Annotated in this window: 20 protein-coding genes; 1 reads left to right on the top strand and 19 read right to left on the bottom strand. The window is 59.1% G+C overall.

Going from position 1 to position 22513, the window contains the following annotated elements:
- From rpoC to J7G73_RS01775, 4 genes are all read right to left on the bottom strand, one after another.
- Positions 1-1719 (bottom strand): DNA-directed RNA polymerase subunit beta' (gene rpoC / locus J7G73_RS01760; protein WP_291244999.1); only part of this gene is annotated, 1719 nt, incomplete at its 3' end.
- Between the two features lie 91 nt (positions 1720-1810).
- Complete coding sequence (gene rpoB / locus J7G73_RS01765) at positions 1811-5626, bottom strand: DNA-directed RNA polymerase subunit beta (RefSeq protein ID WP_291245000.1); 3816 nt, start codon at positions 5624-5626, stop codon at positions 1811-1813.
- 271 nt (positions 5627-5897) lie between these two features.
- Positions 5898-6314, bottom strand: a complete 417-nt coding sequence (locus J7G73_RS01770) for an Rrf2 family transcriptional regulator (protein WP_087294407.1) — start codon at positions 6312-6314, stop codon at positions 5898-5900.
- Between the two features lie 173 nt (positions 6315-6487).
- Positions 6488-6970, bottom strand: a complete 483-nt coding sequence (locus J7G73_RS01775) for a DUF2798 domain-containing protein (protein ID WP_291245001.1) — start codon at positions 6968-6970, stop codon at positions 6488-6490.
- A 265-nt stretch (positions 6971-7235) separates the two neighbouring features.
- Here J7G73_RS01775 and J7G73_RS01780 point away from each other — a divergent pair, with 265 nt between their 5' ends.
- Positions 7236-8000 carry a nucleoside phosphorylase gene (locus tag J7G73_RS01780; protein WP_291245002.1) on the top strand — a complete coding sequence of 255 codons (765 nt, stop codon included), beginning with the start codon at positions 7236-7238 and terminating at the stop codon, positions 7998-8000.
- 50 nt (positions 8001-8050) lie between these two features.
- On the opposite strand, the gene J7G73_RS01785 is transcribed toward J7G73_RS01780, so the two are convergent.
- The 15 genes from J7G73_RS01785 to murG all read right to left on the bottom strand — a co-directional run bounded on the left by J7G73_RS01785 (position 8051) and on the right by murG (position 22490).
- A complete protein-coding gene (locus J7G73_RS01785) occupies positions 8051-8347 on the bottom strand; it encodes a hypothetical protein (protein ID WP_087294401.1) in 297 nt (98 codons plus the stop codon).
- Between the two features lie 49 nt (positions 8348-8396).
- A complete protein-coding gene (gene rpoD / locus J7G73_RS01790) occupies positions 8397-9644 on the bottom strand; it encodes an RNA polymerase sigma factor RpoD (protein ID WP_087294399.1) in 1248 nt (415 codons plus the stop codon).
- 69 nt (positions 9645-9713) lie between these two features.
- Positions 9714-11471 (bottom strand): DNA primase, encoded by a 1758-nt coding sequence (gene dnaG, locus J7G73_RS01795; protein ID WP_291245003.1) that lies wholly within the window; start codon positions 11469-11471, stop codon positions 9714-9716.
- 49 nt (positions 11472-11520) lie between these two features.
- On the bottom strand, positions 11521-12525 hold the full coding sequence (locus J7G73_RS01800) for a deoxyguanosinetriphosphate triphosphohydrolase (protein WP_291245004.1): 1005 nt from the start codon (positions 12523-12525) through the stop codon (positions 11521-11523).
- Between the two features lie 153 nt (positions 12526-12678).
- Positions 12679-13299 (bottom strand): YigZ family protein, encoded by a 621-nt coding sequence (locus J7G73_RS01805; RefSeq protein ID WP_087294393.1) that lies wholly within the window; start codon positions 13297-13299, stop codon positions 12679-12681.
- A 79-nt stretch (positions 13300-13378) separates the two neighbouring features.
- On the bottom strand, positions 13379-13582 hold the full coding sequence (rpmE, locus tag J7G73_RS01810; protein WP_058965787.1) for a 50S ribosomal protein L31: 204 nt from the start codon (positions 13580-13582) through the stop codon (positions 13379-13381).
- A gap of 250 nt (positions 13583-13832) precedes the next feature.
- Positions 13833-14699, bottom strand: a complete 867-nt coding sequence (locus J7G73_RS01815) for a D-alanyl-D-alanine carboxypeptidase family protein (protein WP_291245005.1) — start codon at positions 14697-14699, stop codon at positions 13833-13835.
- An 81-nt stretch (positions 14700-14780) separates the two neighbouring features.
- Complete coding sequence (locus tag J7G73_RS01820; protein WP_291245006.1) at positions 14781-15668, bottom strand: hypothetical protein; 888 nt, start codon at positions 15666-15668, stop codon at positions 14781-14783.
- Between the two features lie 17 nt (positions 15669-15685).
- A complete protein-coding gene (locus J7G73_RS01825; RefSeq protein ID WP_087294387.1) occupies positions 15686-16411 on the bottom strand; it encodes a class D sortase in 726 nt (241 codons plus the stop codon).
- Positions 16412-16607: 196 nt separating this feature from the next.
- The gene (locus J7G73_RS01830) at positions 16608-17255 is read right to left on the bottom strand and encodes a hypothetical protein (RefSeq protein WP_291245007.1); all 648 of its coding nucleotides are present in this window, start codon (positions 17253-17255) and stop codon (positions 16608-16610) included.
- 68 nt (positions 17256-17323) lie between these two features.
- Positions 17324-18079, bottom strand: coding sequence for a CpsB/CapC family capsule biosynthesis tyrosine phosphatase (locus tag J7G73_RS01835; protein WP_291245008.1), 756 nt, complete (start codon positions 18077-18079; stop codon positions 17324-17326).
- Positions 18080-18097: 18 nt separating this feature from the next.
- Positions 18098-18841: a CpsD/CapB family tyrosine-protein kinase gene (locus J7G73_RS01840; protein ID WP_291245009.1), complete on the bottom strand. Its 744-nt coding sequence runs from the start codon at positions 18839-18841 to the stop codon at positions 18098-18100.
- A 3-nt stretch (positions 18842-18844) separates the two neighbouring features.
- Positions 18845-19534: a Wzz/FepE/Etk N-terminal domain-containing protein gene (locus J7G73_RS01845; protein ID WP_143424696.1), complete on the bottom strand. Its 690-nt coding sequence runs from the start codon at positions 19532-19534 to the stop codon at positions 18845-18847.
- Between the two features lie 369 nt (positions 19535-19903).
- A complete protein-coding gene (locus J7G73_RS01850) occupies positions 19904-21076 on the bottom strand; it encodes an FtsQ-type POTRA domain-containing protein (RefSeq protein ID WP_291245010.1) in 1173 nt (390 codons plus the stop codon).
- A gap of 277 nt (positions 21077-21353) precedes the next feature.
- Positions 21354-22490 carry an undecaprenyldiphospho-muramoylpentapeptide beta-N-acetylglucosaminyltransferase gene (gene murG, locus J7G73_RS01855; protein ID WP_291245011.1) on the bottom strand — a complete coding sequence of 379 codons (1137 nt, stop codon included), beginning with the start codon at positions 22488-22490 and terminating at the stop codon, positions 21354-21356.
- Positions 22491-22513 lie beyond the last annotated feature (23 nt).

The raw sequence follows: 22513 nt of genomic DNA on the forward strand, positions 1-22513 counted from the left end.
CACGTAGCCCAGATCCTGCGGGATGGGCTGGTTGAAGATGATGCGGCCCACGGTGGTGTCCACCAGCTTGCTCTTCAGCTCGCCGTTCACTTCCATGGTACGGCGAACCTTGATGCGGGCCTGCAGGGTGATGACCTTGTCGCTGTAAGCCATGATGGCCTCTTCCTCATCGCGGAAGACCTTGCCCTCGCCCTTATCACCATTGTTGACCATGGTCAGATAGTAGGAACCCAGAATCATATCCTGGGTGGGCACGGCAACGGGAGCACCGTCAGAGGGCTTCAGCAGGTTGCCGGAAGCCAGCATCAGCATGCGGGCCTCGCGCTGGGCCTCCACGCTCAGGGGCAGGTGCACGGCCATCTGGTCGCCGTCGAAGTCGGCGTTGAAGGCGGTACATACCAGGGGATGCAGCTTGATGGCGTGGCCCTCAACCAGCACAGGCTCGAAGGCCTGGATGCCCAGACGGTGCAGGGTGGGCGCACGGTTCAGCATGACGGGGTGACCCTTGATTACGGTCTCCAGACTGTCCCACACTTCGGTGCGGGCGCGCTCCACCATCTTGCGGGCACTCTTGATGTTGTTGGCCAGGCCCTTTTCCACCAGGTCCTTCATCACGAAGGGCTTGAACAGCTCCAGAGCCATCTCCTTGGGCAGACCGCACTGGTACATCTTCAGCTCGGGGCCGACAACGATAACAGAACGGCCGGAGTAGTCAACACGCTTACCCAGCAGGTTCTGACGGAAGCGGCCCTGCTTACCCTTCAGCATGTCGGACAGGCTCTTCAGGGGACGGTTGTTGGGGCCGGTGACAGGACGGCCGCGGCGGCCGTTGTCGATCAGGGCGTCCACAGCCTCCTGCAGCATGCGCTTCTCGTTGCGCACGATGATATCGGGAGCGCCCAGCTCCAGCAGGCGCTTCAGACGGTTGTTACGGTTGATGACCCGGCGATACAGGTCATTCAGGTCGCTGGTGGCGAAGCGGCCGCCGTCCAGCTGGACCATGGGACGGATATCCGGCGGAATCACGGGCACAACGTCCATGATCATCCACTCGGGACGGTTGCCGGACAGACGGAAAGCCTCCACGACCTCCAGGCGCTTCAGGATGCGAACGCGCTTCTGGCCGCCGGCATCCTCCAGCTCGTTGCGCAGCTGGGTGCGCAGCTCTTCCAGATCGATCTCCGCCAGCAGCTCCTTGATGGCCTCGGCGCCCATGGCAGCCTGGAACTCATCCTCGTAGCGCTCGCGCATCTCGTGGTATTCCTTCTCGCTGAGCAGCTGCTTCTTCTCCAGCGGAGTGTAGCCGGGATCGGTTACGATGTAGCTGGCGAAGTACAGCACCTTCTCCAGCTGACGGGGGCTGATGTCCAGCATCAGGCCGATGCGGCTGGGAATGCCCTTGAAGTACCAGATATGGGAAACGGGCGCGGCCAGCTCGATGTGGCCCATGCGCTCACGGCGCACCTTGGACTTGGTGACCTCAACGCCGCAGCGGTCGCAGATCTTGCCCTTGTAGCGGATGCGCTTATACTTACCGCAGTGACACTCCCAGTCCTTGGTGGGTCCGAAGATGCGCTCGCAGAACAGGCCGTCCCGCTCGGGCTTCAGGGTGCGGTAGTTGATCGTTTCCGGCTTTTTGACCTCGCCGTAGCTCCATGCGCGGATCTGGTCGGGAGAAGCAAGGCCGATCTTGATCGAATCGAAATCGTTATATTCCATTAAACGAACCCTTCCTTTTCTAATGTTTCGATGAATGAGGGCTTGGGAGTGCGGCGCATCTTACACGCGCCGCACTCCACTCTCGGCTTGATCAGAATTCGTCGTCCAGGCCCAGGCCGTCGTCGGCAAACAGGCTTTCGTCCGGCTCAAAAATATCCTCCGGCTCATCGAAACCGGCGTCTGCATCGGGATCAGCGTCCTCGATGCTGTAATCGTTGCTCAGTTCGTTCTCCACCAGAACGTCCTCGCCCATGGGCAGATCGCGGGTATCGAAGCCAGGCTCCTCGTCGTCGAAGTTCTGCTTCAGATCGATCTCGTCGCCATTGGAATCCTGCACACGCACATCCAGACCCAGGCTCTGCAGCTCCTTGATGAGCACGCGGAAGCTTTCGGGGATGCCGGGCTTGGGAACGGGCTGGCCCTTCACGATGGCCTCGTAGGTCTTCACACGGCCGACCACGTCGTCGGACTTGACGGTCAGGATCTCCTGCAGGGTGTAGGCTGCGCCGTACGCCTCCAGGGCCCAAACCTCCATTTCGCCGAAGCGCTGGCCGCCGAACTGGGCCTTACCACCCAGAGGCTGCTGGGTAACCAGGCTGTAGGGGCCGGTGGAACGGGCGTGGATCTTATCGTCTACCAGGTGATGCAGCTTCAGGTAGTACATGTAGCCAACGGTGACGCGGTTGTCGAACTTCTCACCGGTGCGGCCGTCGTAAACGGTGCTCTTGCCGTCCTCATCCAGCTCGATCTTGGAGAAGTCGATCACGTGGCCGATCTCCGGGCGCATGATCTTGTCCAGCTTGGTGGGATATTCGGGAGCATTCTCACCGTGGTTGGTCTCGTAGGCCAGGTGGTAGCATTCGCGGATGTCCTGCTCGTGGGCACCGTCGAATACGGGGGTCATGATCTTCCAGCCCAGCGCCTTGGCGGCGTAGCTCAGATGGATCTCCAGCACCTGACCGATGTTCATACGGGAGGGAACGCCTAGGGGGTTCAGCACGATATCCAGCGGGGTACCGTCGGCCAGGAAGGGCATATCCTCCTGAGGCAGGATGCGGGAAACAACACCCTTGTTACCGTGACGGCCGGCCATCTTGTCGCCCACGCTGATCTTGCGCTTCTGAGCGATGTAGCAGCGCACAACCTGGCGCACGCCGGGCTGCAGCTCGTCGCAGTTGTCGGGAGTGAAGACCTTCACGTCCACAATGATGCCGTACTGGCCATGGGGAACGCGCAGGGAGGTGTCGCGCACCTCGCGGGCCTTCTCGCCGAAGATGGCGCGCAGCAGGCGCTCCTCAGCGGTCAGCTCGGTCTCGCCCTTCGGGGTGACCTTACCAACCAGGATGTCGCCGGCCTTGACCTCGGCACCGATGCGGATGATGCCGCGCTCGTCCAGATCCTTCAGGGCATCCTCGCCCACGTTGGGGATGTCGCGGGTGATCTCCTCGGGTCCCAGCTTGGTCTCGCGGGCCTCGGTCTCGTACTCCTCGATGTGGATGGAAGTGTAAACGTCCTCACGAACGATCTTCTCGTTGATCAGAACGGCGTCCTCGTAGTTGTAGCCCTCCCAGGTCATGAAGCCGATCAGGGCGTTCTTACCCAGGCTGATCTCACCATTCTTGGTGGCGGGGCCGTCGGCGATGACCTGACCGGCCTTCACCTCTTCGCCCTTGTCCACGATGGGGCGCTGGTTCACGCAGGTGCCCTGGTTGGAGCGCATGAACTTGATCAGCTCGTACTCGTCGGTGGTGGTCTTGCTGGTGCGGATCACGATCTTGTCGGCATCCACATGTTCCACAACACCGTCGTTCTTTGCCAGAACGCAGACGCCGGAGTCACAGGCAGCCTTGTACTCCATGCCGGTGGCCACGATGGGCTGCTGGGTAACCAGCAGAGGCACAGCCTGACGCTGCATGTTCGCACCCATCAGAGCACGGTTGGCGTCGTCGTTTTCCAGGAAGGGGATCATGGCGGTAGCCACGGACACAACCATCTTGGGGCTTACGTCCATGTAGTCCACGCGCTCGCGCTCGATTTCCAGAATCTCGTCACGGCGGCGGGCATTGACGCGGGCCTTGGTGAAGTGGCCTTTCTCGTCCAGAGGCTCGTTGGCCTGGGCCACCACGTACTCGTCTTCCACGTCGGCGGTCATGTAGACCACCTCATCGGTGACCACACCGCGCTCCTTGTCCACCTTGCGGTAGGGAGCCTCGATGAAGCCGTACTCGTTGATGCGGGCGAAGCTGGCCAGGTAGGAGATCAGACCGATGTTGGGACCTTCGGGGGTCTCAATGGGGCACATGCGGCCATAATGGCTGTAGTGTACGTCTCGAACCTCGAAACCGGCGCGGTCACGGCTCAGACCGCCGGGGCCCAGAGCGGACAGACGGCGCTTATGAGTCAGCTCAGCCAGGGGGTTGTTCTGGTCCATGAACTGAGACAGCGGGCTGGAACCGAAGAACTCCTTGATGGCGGCAACCACAGGACGGATGTTGATCAGGCTCTGGGGAGTAGCCTCGTTCATATCCTGCGCCTGCAGGGTCATGCGCTCGCGGATGACGCGCTCCATACGGGAGAAGCCGATGCGGAACTGGTTCTGCAGCAGCTCGCCCACGCTGCGGATACGGCGGTTGCCCAGGTGGTCGATGTCGTCGGTGACGCCGATGCCGTGGTCCAGGCCGTTCAGGTAGTTGATGGAGGAGAAGATGTCATCCAGGGTGACGGTCTTGCTGATGAGGCGGTCGTGGTTCTTGACCAGCAGCTCCTTCTGCTCGGCCTCGTCGCTGGTGGCATCCAGGATGGCCTTCACCTCGGCGAAGGTCACGCGCTCGTTGATGCCGCACTCCAGAACGTCGAAGTTGAAGAAGTTCTGGGCGTCCACGGTGCCGTTGGTGATAACCTTGCGCTCCCGGTCGTCGGCCATGATGAAGGCCACGGATACACCGGCGGCCTCGGCGGCCTCAGCGGCCTCACGGCTGATCTTCTCGCCGGCGGCGATCAGCAGCTCGCCGGTCAGGGGAGCGATGATGTCGCGGGCGGCCACAAAGCCGGTGATGCGGCGGGCCAGAGCCAGCTTCTTGTTCATCTTGTACCGGCCGAACCGGGACATGTCGTACCGGCGGGGGTCGAAGAACAGGTTGTTCAGATGGGTCTGGGCGCTCTCCACCGTCGGGGGCTCGCCGGGACGCAGCTTGCGGTAGGTCTCCAGCAGACCCTCTTCCTCGTTGTGGGTGGTATCCTTGTCCAGAGTGGCCAGGATGCGCTCGTCCTCACCGAAGAACTCCCGGATCTGAGCGTCGCTGCCCATGCCCAGAGCACGCAGCAGCACAGTGACGGGCAGCTTGCGGTTCTTATCGATGCGCACATAGAACACATCGTTGGAGTCGGTCTCGTACTCCAGCCAGGCACCGCGGTTGGGGTTCATGGTGGCGGTGTACAGCTTCTTACCGGTCTTGTCGTAGCTGGCGCCGAAGTAAACGCCGGGGCTACGAACCAGCTGGCTGACGATGACACGCTCCGCACCGTTGTTGATGAAGGTACCTGCGTCGGTCATGAGCGGGAAATCGCCCATGAAGATCTCCTGCTCCTTTACCTCGCCGGTCTCCTTGTTCAGCAGCCGGGCGGTAACGCGCAGGGGCGCCGCGTAGGTAGTGTCGCGTTCCTTGCACTCTTTGATGGTGTATTTGGGCTCTCCCAGATGGTAATCCACGAATTCCAGAGCCAGATTGCCGGTGAAGTCCTCAATGGTGGCAATGTCGCGGAAAACCTCTTTCAGACCCTCGTCCAAAAACCAGCGGTACGAGTTCTTCTGCACCTCGATGAGGTTGGGCATGGTGATAACCTCATCGATGCGGGAAAAGCTCATGCGTTCGGTTTTGCCAAGGGTTGTGGGCTTGACCTTCATCATAAAAAGCTTCCACTCCTATCCTGTTTCTACTTACATGATTGAGCACGCCCCGCCGGGGCAACCATGCGGCTCGCAGAATTTTGTGTAACTTTCACAAACTTTTGCAAGTTTTTTGTACATGCTGCCTTTTTTAGGGCGTGTTGATCCAATTATGGTATACCATAACAGTATAATGGCCAAAAAGCCCGGTGTCAAGCCATTTTTTCGCTTTTTTCAAAAACACCGGCCCAGGCATGATACGCCCGGGCCGGTGTTATCTTTTTGATGATTCTCAGCGGCACTGCTGCTCGCTGGCTACGATCTGGGCGAAGTCCACCGCCCCCAGCTCCCGGTTCACCTGCTCGCTGACGCGCCGGAAGACCTGCTGGAAGGCGCAGATACCGGAGGCGCCCCGGTTGCACTCGCCGCATTCCTCCAGGCAGCGGGAAAGCTGGTAGGGGCCTTCCACCGCGCGGATCACATCCAGCATGGTGATCTCGGCCGCGGGCCGGGCCAGCTCATAGCCGCCCCGGTTGCCCTTGAAGCTGGCCACCAGACCGCTGGCCACCAGCTTGCCCAGGATCTTCAGCGAAAAGCGCAGCGAAACGCTCATCTCCTGGCTGATGGAGCGTGCGTCCATCCGCTTTTGATTTTTTGCCAGACAGTAGATGATACGGATGGCGTAATCCGATTCCTGCGTGATGTGCATAACGCCGTCTCCTTTCCCGCGGACCGGGGCCCGCTGCGCGGGTGCGCCCCGCAATAACTATACTTTAATGATATAGTTAAATATATCAGATTTGGGTTGATTTGTCAAACTTCTCCCACACGCAAAAAGCCCGGGCGGCTTCTTTCAGGAAACCGCCCGGACTTTATTTTTGATTACGCGTTGGCCGCAGCCTTTTCGCCCCGGCGGAACAGCACCCGGAACACCAGGCGCACCAGCGGACCGGCGAAGAATACCTGCCAGCACAGGGCCATGGGGAAGTTCATCACCGCGGTCTGCAGCCATACGGCCACGATCTGGCTGCCGGGATTCTTAAACAGAATGGTGGCCACCAGGCTCATCATGGGGCACATCAGGCAGACGATCATGCAGGAGATGGCCAGGATCACGAAGACGGGCTTATCCACGCCGGGAGTGACCAGACGGAAGGCCAGCTTCTGGGACAGGCGTTCCACCACAAAGAACTCCAGAATAAAAGCCACCGGCCACATGATGACCATCTCGCCAAAGGCCATGACAAAGACCTGATTGCTCATCCCGCCCACATTCAGAGAAATGTTGTAGCAGATCATGGCATAGACCATCACAAAGGCCATCAGCAGGGTGAAAATAACATTTTCCTGTTTGGTTTTCGGCATAACGAATACTCCTCCACATTGTTTTTTCGGATGTTTGTGTGTCCGCAACGCTGTGTTGTTCGTTAGCCGCGCAGCCTGCAAAGCATGGCTGCTCCGGTGTCGTTTCCAATAAAACCAAACGTTCTGCGCGCCGCCCGTTTTTGGGCAGCGTCGACTATGGTACCACATTTTTCGCGCCTTCGCAAGTGTTTTTTTCTGGACAGTACTTTCCCCGTCTTCTATAATAGAGGGATACTACAGTGAAAACGAAACGGAGGCTGCGCAAATGAACCATTCCCCTTTTCCCATTCTGGAATTCGACCCGGACCGCCGGGCCAAGCTGACTCCGGAACGTCCTGCCGCTCCCCTGCTGCCGCAGCGCTGTGTGATCACCTTCTTCCGGGAGGCCCTGGAGGAACTTATCCGGGAGCAGCAGCTGGAACCCATCGCGCATCTCCATTCCGAAATCGTGAATCTGCCCATCTACCGGCTGGAGCGGGGCGGCGAGCCGGTGTGTGCCGCCCTTCCCTTTGCCACCTCGCCGGGCGCGGTCTGCACGCTGGAGGAGCTGAATGCTCTGGGTGCGGAGAAATTCGTGGTCTGCGGCGGTGCAGGCTGTCTGACTCCCGGGCTGGAGCTGGGACGGATCATCCTGCCGGTAAGTGCTGTGCGGGATGAGGGAGCATCCTACCATTATCTGGAGCCCAGTCGGGAAGTCGCCTGCCCGGCTGAGGGCCTTGCTGCTGCCCGCCGTGGCCTTGCCGCGCTGGGTGTCCCGGTGCTGGAGGGCAAGACCTGGACCACCGATGCCCTGTACCGGGAGACGGAAGAGAAAATCGCCCGCCGGGCCGCCGAAGGCTGTCTGACGGTGGAGACGGAATGCGCAGGCTTTTTCGCGGCGGCGCAGTTTCACGGCCTGCCGCTGGCTCAGCTGCTCTACGCGGGCGACGATCTGAGCGCCGCCACCTGGGACAGCCGGGGCTGGGACCGGCAGCACACCGTGCGCCGCAACCTGCTGGAAACCGCGCTGGAGCTGGTCACTTATTTCTAATTACGCAAAAATGCCGTCTGGAGATTCCAGACGGCATTTTCTATGTTCGTTTATTTGCGCTGACCCTTGAAGATCTCGATCTCGGTGGCGGGCAGCTCATGGCGGAATTCCCGCTCGGTGCGTCTCAGGTTACCGCAGATGCAGGTCTCCTCGCCCCTGGCGTCCAGCGGCATGTAGTAGCCGCAGCCGGTGCAGCGGGCATACAGGCCGGGCTTGCGCTTGAATTCCTTCGCCAAGAAGCCGGTGGCCTTGGGGCCGTGGCCCACATAGGTAAAATTCATCTTCGCCTTCAGCTCTTCCTGCTGTTTACGGATTTGCTCCTCGTTCACATTCCAGTTCGCCAGCATATACGGTTCTCCTTTTCTTTTTACTGCCTTTTTTCTGCCTTTCCGGTGATCAATCCAGGAAATCCCGCAGCTTCTTGGAGCGGCTGGGATGGCGCAGCTTGCGCAGGGCCTTGGCCTCGATCTGACGGATACGTTCACGGGTAACCTCAAACTCGTGACCAACCTCCTCCAGGGTGCGGGGACGGCCGTCCTCCAGGCCGAAGCGCAGGCGCAGCACCTTCTCCTCACGGGGGGTCAGGCTGCCCAGCACGGTGGACAGCTGCTCCTTCAGCAGGGTGTGGCTGGCAGCCTCGGCGGGCACGGGGGCATCCTCATCGGGGATGAAGTCGCCCAGATGGCTGTCTTCCTCCTCACCGATGGGGGTCTCCAGGCTTACCGGCTCCTGCGCCACACGCATGATCTCGCGCACCTTCTCCACCGGCATGTCCAGCGCCTCGCTGATCTCGTCGGCGGTGGGCTCGTGGCCGTTCTGGTGCAGCAGCTGGCTGGACACCTTCTTCACCTTGTTGATGGTTTCCACCATGTGCACCGGGATACGGATGGTACGGGCCTGGTCCGCAATGGCGCGGGTGATGGCCTGACGAATCCACCAGGTGGCGTAGGTGGAGAACTTGAAGCCCTTGGTGTGGTCGAACTTCTCCACCGCCTTGATCAGGCCCAGGTTGCCCTCCTGGATCAGGTCCAGGAACTGCATGCCGCGGCCCACATACCGCTTGGCAATGGATACAACCAGACGCAGGTTGGCCTCGCTCAGGCGCTGCTTGGCCCGCTCGCCCTTGCGGATGGCAGTCTCCAGGTTGCGCAGCTCGATTCGCTCCTCGGTGGGCAGCGCGTCCTTGGTCTGGGTCAGCCAGATGCGCTTCTCGTCGTTGGAGAGCTCCTTGTCCTCCTCGATCTCACAGATCTTGGCAAACTTCTCCTTCTTTTCCTCAATGGCCTTGTTGCCGTCCAGAATGTCCAGCGCCAGGCGGATCTCCTCGTCGCCGCTGAGCAGGGGCACCCGGCCGATCTCCTTCAGGTAGACCTTTACCGGGTCGTCGATGGCAACGCCCTCGGCGGACAGGGCGGTCTCGAACATATCCACACTGTCTTCGGTGAGGGTGAAGTTCTCGGAATCGGCATCCGGCTCATCCACGATCTCCACATTGTGGCCTTCCAGCGTCTCATACAGCTTGTCGATCTGCTCCACGTCGAAGCCGGTTTCCTCAATGGCGTCGTTAATCTCCTTGGTGGTCAGCTTGCCATTGCGCTTGCCGGTCTCGATCAGTTCGCGGATGGTGATTTTCTTTTCTGCCATACTTTTACTTCCTCCTGGTTTGGATACATTTGGACTTTTGACCTGTGTAATATGTAATGCTGCCGGGGTTCACGCCTTCTGACGGCGCAGCCCGGCAAGGTAATCTTCCAGTTCCTGGCCGCTCATGCGGGCAGCCTCGGTGCTTTTGGGGGCGCTTTGCTCGATGCGGTTCAGATACATCTCCACATCCCGGGGGCCGATGCCCACATCGTAGTTGCGGGCCAGCAGGTGGGAAATGCGGTTCACGGTATCCTCCGGCAGCTGGGTGGTCAGGGCGGTCAGGTCCGGCCGGATGCCCTGGGCCTTGCAGCGCAGGATGGCCCGGTAGGCCTCGCCCATGTCCTCCATCAGGAACTGTTCGGGGGCAAGGCGCTTTTCCACCGTGGCGATGAAATCCGGGTTCTTGACCATGGCCGCCACCAGCTGCTGCTCCGCACTGGCCACGCCCAGCGCCTTTTCGCTGTTCATGGTGTTGTAGGGCAGCTTGATGTCTGACCCCAGGCCCTGATTCAGCAGATCCCGCTCGAACTGGCGCTGCTTGCGGCGTCGGCCAGCCTTCACCGCGGCATCCAGCTGGTTCAGGATCGCGGCCTTGGCCACATCGGTCTCCTCCGCCAGACGCCCGGCATAGATGTCCCGCTCGGTGGGCGAGACGCCGTCCGCCAGAATGCGGATGACCTCCTTGATGTATTCCACCCGATCCGCCGCCCGGGTGATATCGTATTTGCTCTTCACCTTCTGGATCTTATACTCAATGGCATTGCTTGTGCCGTTGAGCAGACGGTCGAAGGCGTCGCGCCCGAACTTTTTGATAAACTCGTCCGGGTCCTTGGCGTTGGGGATGTTCAGCACCGACACCTTCACCGGACTCTCTCTGAACAGACTCAGGCTTCGGGCGGTGGCCTTCTGGCCCGCCTCGTCCGAGTCGTAGCAGAGCACCACCTCATCGGCGTACTCGGCCAGCAGCCGCACCTGCTCGGCGGTGAGGGCGGTGCCGCAGGCGGCCACCGCGGTGTCGAATCCGGCCTGGTGCAGGCTGATCACATCCATATAGCCCTCGCACAGAATGTAGCGGCGGCTGGTGCTTTTCTTGGCAATGCTCAGTGCGAACATGGCCTTGCTCTTTTTGTAGACCAGCGTTTCCGGGCTGTTGATGTACTTGGGCTTCTCATTACCCAGCACACGCCCGCCGAAGGCGATCACGTTGCCCCGCAGATCGAAGATGGGTGTCATCACCCGGCCGCGGAAGGCATCGTACACGTTGCCCTTTTCGCTGCGTTTCTCCACACCGGCGGCCAGCATCTCCTCCTCGGAAAAGCCCTTGGCCCGCAGATGCATGCGCAGTGCCCGGAAGTCGTTGGGCGCATAGCCCAGACCAAACCGCCGGATGGTGGAATCGGACAGGCCGCGCCCTCGCCAGTAGGCCCGGGCAGCAGCAGCCTCCTCGGTGGGGGCATTGAGCTGCTCGTAGAAAAAGCGGGCGGTCTCCTTGTTCACCGAAAGCACTCGGCTGCGCAGGCGGCCCACCTTGTCGTCCTCCTCGGGCATGGGCATTCCCGCCCGGCCTGCCAGATACTTGACCGCCTCCACATAGTCCAGATTGTTGATCTTCTTGATGAAGGTGATCACATCGCCGCCCGCTCCGCAGCCAAAGCAGTAAAAGCTCTGGGTCTCCGGGTAGACCACAAAGGAGGGGGTCTTTTCGCTGTGGAAGGGGCACAGCCCGGTGTGGGTGCGGCCCCGGTGGCGCAGCTGCACATAGCTGGCCACCACGTCGGTGATGTCGTTGCGGCGCACCACTTCCTCCACATATTCATGGGGAATCACAGGCAGCCCCTCCTTTCCGGGTCAAAACAATCAGGCATCAAAACTGCCCTTACAGAACGTGCCACTTGCGGGGCACGAAGAAGTCTTCAAAGGTGCGGATGGCGAACTCGTCGCTCATGCCGCTGATATAATCGGTCACCGCCCGGTCCACGCCTTCCTGATAGGCAATCTGCAGAAATCCCTCGGGCAGCAGGTCGATGTGGGTGCTCAGCCGCTCATACAGCGCGCCGATCACCCGCTCCACCTTCTCTTCCTCCCGTTTTGCGACCTTATCCACATAAACGGTGGAGTACATGAAGGCGTGCAGTGCCTCGTAGGCCTCGCCCACCTCCGGGCTGAAGGCCAGCTGACTCTGGCTGCTGTGAGCCACCAGATCGGCGATCAGGGTGGAAATGCGGCTGCTCTTGGTGTCGCCCAGCACCTCCACCACATCCCGGGGCAGCTGCTTCGGGCGCAGCACGCCGGCGGTGATGGCATCCTCAATATCGTGGTTCATATAGGCGATGCGGTCCGCATAGCGCACCGCGCAGCCCTCCAGAGTGGCAGGCCAGGTGCCCTTGGTGTGGCACACCAGACCGTTGCGCACCTCCCAGGTCAGATTCAGCCCCGCAAAGCGGCGCTCCAGCCGGTCCACCACCCGCAGGCTCTGCTGGTAATGGCGGAAGCCGTGGGGGCTCAGCTGGTTCAGCGCCCGTTCCCCCGCGTGACCGAAGGGGGTGTGCCCCAGGTCATGGCCCAGGGCCACGGCCTCGGTCAGGTCCTCGTTGAGCCGCAGCGCCCGGGCAATGGTGCGGGCGATCTGGCTCACCTCCAGGGTATGGGTGAGGCGGGTGCGGTAGTGGTCCCCCTCCGGGGAGAGAAACACCTGAGTCTTCTGCTTGAGCCGCCGGAAGGATTTGCAATGGATCACCCGATCCCGGTCCTGCTGGTAGCAGGTGCGCATGGGGCAGGGTTCCTCCGGCCGCACGCGGCCCCGGCTTTCCTCGCTCAGCGCCGCGCCCGGCGCCAGGATCTGCCGTTCAATCTGTTCTGTGTGCCTGCGGATCTCGTCCATGCCGTATCCCTCCCCTGTGCGCGTTCCGACTTTTTGAGCGGATACACTCTGTAATAATATATACGACACAAACGCCCAAAACCCTCTTTGGATTTTGTGAATTTTTTGCAAAAGCCCCAATTTTACGGCAGGAGCCGTTTGGGAAAAGCAAACTCAAAAAGGAGTGTAGAAGGGCTGGGAGATGGTGGGGGTCACCGCGCCCCGGCTCAGTTCCTGGAAGGCGGTGGGCAGCCCCACCTCCTGCCCGGCGGGCAGCGTGGCGGTAAGAGTGACCTTATCCGCAAAGACCGGCTCGTCCACCTGGGCTCCCGCGCCCTGAAGCAGCAGCAGCGCCCGCTCATAGAGGGCGTAATCCACCTCCACGGTAAGCTTCACGCAGGAGCGCACCGTGACGATCTTCGCCGCCCGCAGTCCGCTGGCCGCGCTTTCGGTGTAGGCCCGGACCAGACCGCCGGTGCCCAGCAGAATGCCGCCGAAGTACCGGGTCACTACCACGATGCAGTCGGTGAGGCCGGCATGCTGGATGCTCTCCAGTACCGGCAGGCCCGCGGTTTTGGCGGGCTCTCCGTCATCGGAATAGCGCATCCGGCCGCCCTCCCGCAGGATATAGGCATATACGTTATGACGTGCAGTGCGATGCTGGGCGCGGATGCTGTTCAAAAATTCCACCGCTTTTTCCTCGGTGTCGGCAAAGGACACGTTGGCAATGAACCGGCTGCGTTTTTCCTCGATCTCGGCCGTGGCGGTGCCCTGAATGGTGCGGTAATCCTGCATGGGCGGCGCTCCTTCTTTTATGATTTACAGACAACAAAAAAGGCGGTTTGAAACAAACCGCCTTTTTGGCTTTTGGATCTTACTTCTTGAGACCGAAACGACGGTTGAAGCGATCAACACGTCCGCCGGTGTCAACCAGTTTCTGCTTGCCAGTGTAGAAAGGATGGCACTTGGAGCAAACTTCAACGTGGATCTCAGGCTTAGTGGAACGGGTGTGGATGACCTCGCCGCAAGCGCAGGTGATGGTGCAGTCCACATAATTGGGATGGATGCCCTGTTTCATTCTTTTCACCTCTTTCTGGTTAATGACTAAAGGGGCCATGCTTGATACATGCGCCCATCACAACCTTCAATAGGAGGCCACCAGCATACACCATCCTGTGCGTATGGAGCGGCCATCGGAACGATTGCCAAAATAGTATAGCACGCCGGATTCCAAAATGCAAGCTTTTTTGTCTGCCGCCTTCAAAAAAACAGGAAGAGCGCGATTTTCGGCGTTCTTCCTGTTGAATCCGTTTTACAATTCGTATTTGTCAGCTCAGATATTGCTGCCAGTACTCTTCCAGAGTAAGATTCTGCTCCTTCAGGAAAGCTGCCAGCTCCTTGCCCACATAGCGCCAGTGCCAGGGCTTGAACTCCACGCCGGTGATCTCCTGCTTGTCCTCCGGATAACGAAGCACAAAGCCGTACTCCGCCGCGTGCTCGCTGAGCCACTGGTACTCGGGAGTCTGCACGATGGTCTCGGCATTCTTGGTCTGGCTGTACCGGGGCACCAGGTCCACCGCGAGGCCGGTGTTGTGGTCCGACTCGTAGGCCTTCTGCTCCACGCGCTGGGCCTGCTGTTCTGCGGCTGCCTGGTCCAATCCCTGACCGAGCAGCACCTGAACCTCCTGCTCATACAGCTGCTGCTGACGCTGCGCACTGCGGAAGCCGGAGATGATCTTCAGCTGTAGCCCCGCGTCCTGCGCGGCCTGATGCATGGCGAAGAACTCCTCCACAGCCCGGCTGTCCAGGTAATATCCCGCACTGTCAATGGCATCCGTCTGGGGGTCAAAGTCCTCCGGCAGCGGATTGCCCGGGCCGTTCAGCACCGCGAACCAGTCCTCCGCCGTCACGGCAGGTCCCGGCAGCGGTGTGGGCGAGGGCTCGGCGGTAGGCTCGGCCGAAACACTTTGTGCCTGCGAAGGCGCGGGAAGATCTTCCGATGCGCTCTTCTGCTCCGCTTCGCTGCCAAACACCAAAAACGCGATCAGGACTGCCGCTGCCAGCACGATCACCCCAAGGGCGATGACCCAGCCTTTTCCTCCGCCTGAGCCGCCTTTTCCCGGCGCAGAACCTTCTTCGGCGGACCAGCGGACCTTTTGCGCCGAATCTGAAGGCTGCACAGAGCCCTGCTCCATTCTTTTCTCCTCTTCCGGAGTGAAATATTTCATCTCGTGCGGCATGTTTTACCCCCTTCGTACCGTATTCCGGCCGTTTGCTTATGCTTCCTCCCGCTCTTCTTTCGCGCGGCGATAGACCATGCGGTAGTTTTTAAGGCCTGCACGCCAAGCAATGGCCAGCGCAGCAACAACCACCGCATAGATCAGCGCAAAATAGAAGAATACCTCCACTGCACCGTGCGTATAGGAAGCCACCAGCATCTTCAGGGTCTCCGGGCTCAGGTTCAGCCGGTCCATCTGAATCGATGCGTTAAACAGCAGCGGAACCACCACACTGAACAAAGCTGCCGCGGAAAAGGCGTTGATGCACCAGCGCAGCCGGGCCGCGCCGGAAGGCTGCAGCTTCATCAGCAGCACCAGTGTGATCACACATACCACAGCCAGCACCGCAAAGCCGATCCATACCATCTGGGTAACACGTGCAATATAAGGCGCAATGTAGGGTGTCACGATCAGCTGAACATAGTTGTCATAGTCCACCTGACAGCCGTTGGCCATCTCCTGCACCGCCTGACTGATCTCGTCGGTGATCTGGATGCCACGCTCTTCCAGATTGGCCTCGATGGCGTTCACGGCCGCCTGAGCCACCTCCGGATGGGCAATCAGCCGTCGGTCACCTTCGTACAAGCTCTCCACCGCCCGGAACATATCCTGCTGGATCTGGTCCTCGGTCACGATGCTGGTCATCACCTCTTCCGGGATGCCGCCCGCATTGCCATAGCTGATGTAGTTTTCGTTCAGCTGCTCCAGCGTGGTTGCACAAAAACCGCTCTCCAGCACCTGGCTGCGCAGATAGCGCGAATTGCACACGGTGCAGGCCACAACGCCCAGCACCGCCAGCAGCGCCAGCAAAAAGCTGAGCACCCAGGCCACCGCACCGGTGATCACCGGGCCGGCAGCGTTTCTGCGGATCTTTTTCTGTTTCATCCTTTGCCGCCTCCCTGTTATTTGCTCTTATCGATCATCGGACCGGACACATACTCCGCATACACAAAGTAACGCTGCGGCGTAAAACCAAGCGCATCAAAGGGGTAGCAGGTATAGAGGATTAGATTTTCGTCTGTGCGGGTAAAATCGTAGGTGGTGGCATCCTGATAATCCGCCACCTTCATCTCGGTCACACGGTATACATAGCTGCCGTAATGAGTGTCGATGTGGATGAGGCTGCCCTCCTGTACATCCTGCAGGCCGTTGAAAAAGGTGTTATTATGGCCAGCCAGCAGAACCGTCTCGCTCTCGCCGGGGATGCCTGCACCCACCGAATCCGCGTAGGTCGCCACGCCCCGATTCAGCTCCCGGGTGGAGTCGCCGTAATACAGCGGCGCGTCCACACTGGTGCCCTCGATGGTGATCTGACCATACTGGTCGCCCTTGGAGGGATACACCAGCTGACTGAACGGAACCGAGGTGGAATTTTCGATGCTCTGCGCCAGATTCTCGTACAGGTTGGTGGGCTGGCTCGTCTCGCCCTTGCTGAACAGATATTTGGCAAGCCCCACATAAGGCCCTACCGTGGGCATAGCAGCCAGATAAATCACACCGGCAGTGAGTGCAAAAAACAATACCGGCACGCCCACAAAGCTGAGCAGCTTACGCCAGAGCGGCGCTTTGGGGCGGGAAGGAGCGGATTGGGTTGGCCGGTAATCGTCCGGCCGATGATATACGGGCATGGGATAGCCCCCTTTCAACAGATGCCTGCACCGACTCCGGCTTCAGAGCGGAAGACGGTTAACAGTGAACAATTATATATCATAGGCCAAAAGACCTTTATAAACAGAAAAAACAAGGAAAGTTAGCACAACGGGTTCCTTTCCTTGTTCATGGGCAAATTATGTGGCAAACACATCATTTGCCTTGTTCGAGTGATTACTCACCCAGCTTGCGAGCCTTCACGGCAGCAGCGCCCAGCACGGAAGCCACAGCCAGAGCCACAACAGCAGCGCCGGTGGTGTTCAGGCCGGTAGCCTTGATCACGCCAGCGGTAGAAGCAGCAGCGCCACTGGTAGCAGTGGTGGTAGTGGAACCATTATTGGCAGCAGAAGCCTTAACTTCGCCTCTGACCTCAGGTACGCTAATCTCCTGACCATTGACCACCAAATTGCTGGTGGGCTTCAGAGCGAACTCATTCAGGTACACCTCGACAGCCCAGGTCGGCATCTCAACGGTAGCACCCAAAGCTTCCAGACGCTTCTCAACCATAGCATTCAGATCGCTTGCCACAGTGACCAAGGCCGCCTTATCATTCCCGGCTTTTTCTACTTTTTCAGTAGCAACCGCGAAATCGCTCTGCAGGCTCTCTTTGCTCAGGTTTGCTACCTGCTCATCAGTCAGAGCATCAATAACCTGATTCGCAACAGATTTAACGCTAGACGCGTCAACAACACTGCTAGGAACAGAAGCTTTGCTTACCCAGTTCTTGAGATCTTCCTTAGTAACAGTAGTAGCAGCAAAAGCAGAGGTAGCCATAACGGCAGCCAGAGCCAGAGCAGCAACGGTAGAAATTACCTTCTTCATTGGTATCGTCCTCCTTTCCCCAAAGATTTATATAACGCAGGTCTCCCCGCGCTATATCGAAATAAGATTCAGAACCACCGGCCAAAGAATTTCTTCGGCTTGGCGGCATCCCGCAGCTGGGGCTCCAGCCCGGCAAACACATCCGCGGCGTTCCGGGTAAGATAACGGACCGTATCGGCGCCCTGCCAGCCTTCGACCTTCTGCATGGCCGGACCGATGAGAGGCGGGCGCTTGTCCACGGAATGAGTATCGGTGGAGAGCACGTGAACGAGCTGCCACCGCAAAAACTTTTGAATCATGGCCTGGCGGCTGCCGACGCGCATGATGCTGCTGGCATTCACCTGGGTCACGGCACCCGCACTGACCAGATCGAACAGGCGGGTGGGATCGCTGAGCATATAGGGATATCGTTCCACATGGGCCAGCAGCGGTGTAATGCCCTGCAGCCCCAGGTTATAAAAGATATCCTTTGCCCAGCTGGGATAAAACATGGGGGAAAATTCCACCAGAAGATAGGGCGTGTCCTGCAAAAGCAGCGGCTCCAGATCCAGCTCCAGCAGATTGGAGCTGAAGAACACCTCCGCTCCCAGCTTCAGCTTGACCTCAAGCCCTTCCCGCTGCACCGCGTCCTGCAAAAGTGCAAACGATTCGGCACGGCGCCGGGCGAACTCCTCCACACTGGTGCGCTCGGCGTTGAAGTGCGGCGTGAGTGCGATTTCATCCACTCCCTGCTCCAGCTGGCGCCGGATCAGAGCCAGAGAATCTTCCACAGTCTGTGCGCCGTCGTCAATCCCCGGCAGGATATGGCTGTGAAGGTCCGTCATGGGCCGCTCTTCCTTTCCTTATTTGTAATATCCGTACTCGTAGGAGTAGTAGTAACCGGTATCGCGGGTGGTGCTCTTCAGATCAAAGCCGTTCAGCACCGCACCGATGATGTTGGCATTGGCCGCCTCCAGGTTCTTCTTGGCCAGTTGTGCCGACTCAATGGTGGCATTCGCATGGCTTACCACGAAGATCACGCCGTCAGCCAGTGCGCTCAGCACCGCCGCATCGGTAACCACCGAGGCCGGAGGGGTATCCATAATAATGTAGTCATACTGCTCGGAAAGGCTGTCCAGCATTTTGGCCATACGGGCGCTGCCCAACAGCTCCGCAGGATTGGGCGGGATCACACCGGCAGTGAGCACATCGATGTTCAGATCGCTGAAATGCACGATCACATCGGCGGGCGTTGCCTCACCGCTGAGCACGTTGGTCAGGCCGCTGGCACGGCGGGTGATGCGCAGGTACTTATGCATCACCGGCTTGCGCAGGTCGCAGTCAATAACCAGAACCTTTTTGCCGTTCTCCGCCAGCGAGATGGACAGGTTGATCGCCACGTTGCTCTTACCCTCGCCCGGGATGGAGCTGGTAATCACCAGACGGCGATAATTGTTGCTGGCCGCCATGAAATTGATGTTGGTGCGCAGGGTCTTGTAAGCCTCCACATACTGGAAGGGAGCGCTTTTGGAAATGATCTGCAGCTTACGATTGAGGGGCTGATCTTTTCTCTTTTTCTTCCCGAGCGCGGGCAATTTAAAAGCCATTGATCAGTCCTCCACTTCCACCTGCGGAATAACGCCCAGCACAGTAAAGCCCAGATGCTTCTGGATGTCGTCATCCGTTTTAAAGGTATTGTTCAGCATTTCCTTCAGGAAAATAAAGCCCACACTGGCCACCAGACCCAACAGGCCGGCAATGGCAGTGTTCATGGTTTTGTTGGGCGAAACCGGTGCGTCGCCCACGCGGGCGTCAGAAATCACCTTGACCGAGCCGGCCTCCACAGCCTCCTGGATCACATCCGGGGCAATCTCCACGATCTTGCCCACAATAGCCTTTGCCTCAGCCGGATTTTCATCCTCCACCGAGATCTGCATCACCTGGGTGGAATCCACCGCGGAAACGCTCACCCGGTCGGCAAGCTGCTCATAGGTCATCTCCAGGCCCAGCTCATCAATCACCTGATCCAGAACCGTATCGCTCTTTACGATGATGCCGTAGGTAGCCACCAGATTCTTGGCAGTGGTCAGCATATCGTTGGTCAGGTTGTTGCTGGTCTGGCTCTGCTGCGAATTTACAATCATGGTGGCGCTGGCCTGATACTGCGGGGTGATCAGAAAATTCGTGATCAAAAAGCCCACGATCGCACACACAATGGTGCTTGCCACAATGGCCAGCAGATTATTTTTCAGCATGAAAAATATTTCACGCAGGTCTATGGTCTCGTACTCTTGCTCCACAGTCTTTCCCTCACTACTCAACTAAAAAGGACAACTTTTGCCCTATTAAAAAATCCGATCAATCGAAGTGGTTAAAGATTTATTCGAAACCATTCGATGACGCTTTAAAGTATATCACAAAGGTTTTTCGCCTGCAAGGCAAAAGCATTTTTTCGTAAACTCGCATAAAGGAATTACGCCCTTGGATTCATTCTTTAGATAAATTCATACTAGATTTGTCATCAAGCATCACATTTCCGCCTTATAACAGCAAAAATCTCTCTTAAGCAGAGCAATTCCTGCTATCATTTTCCATTTTCATGCTCTTCGGATGAATAAAAATAAGGAACGCAGATTCCTGCGTTCCTTGTTATAATAGGTATCCTTCACTTACGCGGCGGGCTCAGCGGTAGGTTCTGGCGTTGCGGCTGTGTCTCCTTCTCCCGACTGTGCGGCTGCGTCTCCGCCCTCCGTGGAATCGGTTTGGTCACCATTTTCAGCGTCCCCTGCCGCATCTCCGCCTTCTCCGTCTGACTGGTCGCCTTCCCCGGCGGTATTCGTCTGGTCAGAACCCGATTCACCGGAATTCGATTCCGCAATGGAACCGGGCGACCAGGTGGGCCGCAGGCTGCCATCCTCCAGTTGGTGCGAAACATCCAGCGTTCCCTGTTCAGTGTCGCCGATGCCTTTGCCGTCCTCGTTGTGCAGCAGATAGGCAGCAAACTTGATCTTGTAGTCCAGATTATTAAAGGTCCCCAGCAGAACCTTTGCTCTGTTTTGATAAATCAGGTACAGCTCATTCGAATTGTCGAACTGAATGCTGGTGCAGTCATCCTTCAGCTCATAGGTCCAGAGCAGCTCCAGCAGACGGTTCACATCCTCCATGGGGTCATGCGCGTTTTGCTCACTTCCCGATGTGGAGGAAGACGAAGAGGAAACAGACTGCACCGACGACACCCCGGATGCCGCCGGAGCCGGTGTGGCGGTTGCGTTGGGCGTGGCCAGCTTCAGGTAATACCCGGCCACCGGCGCTTCGATGTCCAGCCCCAGCAGAGCGGGCAGCCCCTGGGGCTGCTCCTGGCTGATCTTCATGATCTTGAGCCCATCGCTCAGGGTCAGCCATCCGCTGTCCGACTGGGCGCACCAGGTTTCCACCGCGGGCTCCACCCGGATCACCAGCGTGCTGGGCAGCCGCCGACGGATTTCCACCCGCTCCAGATAGGGCAGGCTGACCTCCATGCTCTTCTCCTTCTGGGATGCCGAGAACTGGAACATGTTCTCCCCTACCGGGATGCCCAGTGCACCCAGAATCGCATCCTCGGTGTAGATGCCGGTATCCGCCGGTGTACTGCCGTCCATATTTTCGATTCGGAAGGTATCCACCTTGAACAATACGGTAAGCGACAGGGCCACACCAACCACCACCACCAGAAGTCCCAGCAGCGCCATCAACAGATTGCGGCGGCGGCGACGGCGGCGCAGCTCGCTGTGCGTCAGGCGGCGGGGCGGTCTGGGCTGTCTTGCGCGGACGGTTGTGCCGCGGGCAGCGCCCGGCTGCTGCATTCCCTGCGGATAACGAACCTGCTGCCGACGATACTCCGGTTGCTGCGCCGAGACCGGCCGCTGCCGGACAGTACGATTTTGCTGCGGAGCTCTTCGCTGTGCACCGGGTTGGGATTCCGGCCGGGACTGCGGCGGACGTCTGCTGCCTGCCGAAACGCGCTGTGTATTCTGCCCTCTGTTCTGTGGCTGCTGACGGCTCTGATTCCGTCTTGGCTGACGTTTCGCCACCGGTTTCCCTCCCCTCTTTTGTATTTTTCCTTGAATTTATTACAATTTGTTATTTTTTCGCCGTATTTTCCAGTCCCATCAGCTGCGCCAGCTTCGTCCAGATCTTATCCAGGCTATGAGGCTCAGCCAGACTCTGCGCATTGTGGCCCATCTGGGCCAGACGGCCCGGCTGAGCCAGCAGCTCCTCCACCATAGCGATGAGTTTTTCGCCGGTCAGGTCCTTCTCCTCCACCACCAGGGCGGCTCCGGCTTTTTGCAATTCCAGCGCATTGTAATACTGATGGTTTTCTGCCACATTGGGGCTGGGAATCAGGATCGCCGCACGGCCCACTGCCTCCAGCTCCGCCAGAGTAAGCGCACCCGCCCGGCTGATAACCAGGTCGGCCGCAGCCAGCAGTTCCGGCATGTTGTTGATGTACTCGCTCACCACCAGGTTCTCATTATAAGAGAAGCCTTTTTCGTTTGCCAGATTCTTGAAAAGCTCCACGCCCCGGCTGCCGGTGGCGTGCAGATGCAGAATGTTGCGGGGCTGCTTCTGCTCCCAGGCGGCCAGATCGGCCACCACTTCGTTGATGCGGCGGGCGCCCAGGCTGCCGCCGAAGCTCAGGATCACGATGCGGTCCCCCGCCTTCAGTCTGGCGCGGGCGGCGGCACGGTCCTGAGCAAAAATCTCCGGTCGTACCGGGTTGCCCACCACGGTGGTCTTTTGGGGCGCGCCCAGCTTTTCCACCGCTGCGGGCACTGCCGCAAAGATCACATCCACATCCTTGGCCAGCAGCTTGTTGGTCACACCGGGAAAGGCGTTCTGCTCATGGATGGCGGTCTTGATGCCCATCTTGGCAGCACAGCGCACCACCGGTCCACTCACATAACCGCCGCAGCCGATCACCAAATCCGGCTGAACCTGACGCATCATGGCCTTGGCCCGCGGCCCGGACAACGCCAGATGCCACACCGCCTCGATGTTGCGCAGGATGTTCTTGGGGGTCAGGCTCCGCTGGATGCCGTTCACCTCAATGTGATGAAAGGGATAGCCCGCCTGGCCCACCAGCTTAAACTCCATGCCTGCCTTGCGGCCTGCAAAGTGGATCTCCGCCTCGGGGCAGTGCTGCTTGATCGCGCCCGCGATGGCGAGCGCCGGGTTGATGTGACCGGCGGTACCGCCGGCTGCGATCAATACGCGCATGATAAGCGCCTCCTTCAAAACGA

The sequence above is a fragment of the Allofournierella sp. genome (assembly GCF_017889395.1).
Taxonomy (GTDB): domain Bacteria; phylum Bacillota; class Clostridia; order Oscillospirales; family Ruminococcaceae; genus Allofournierella.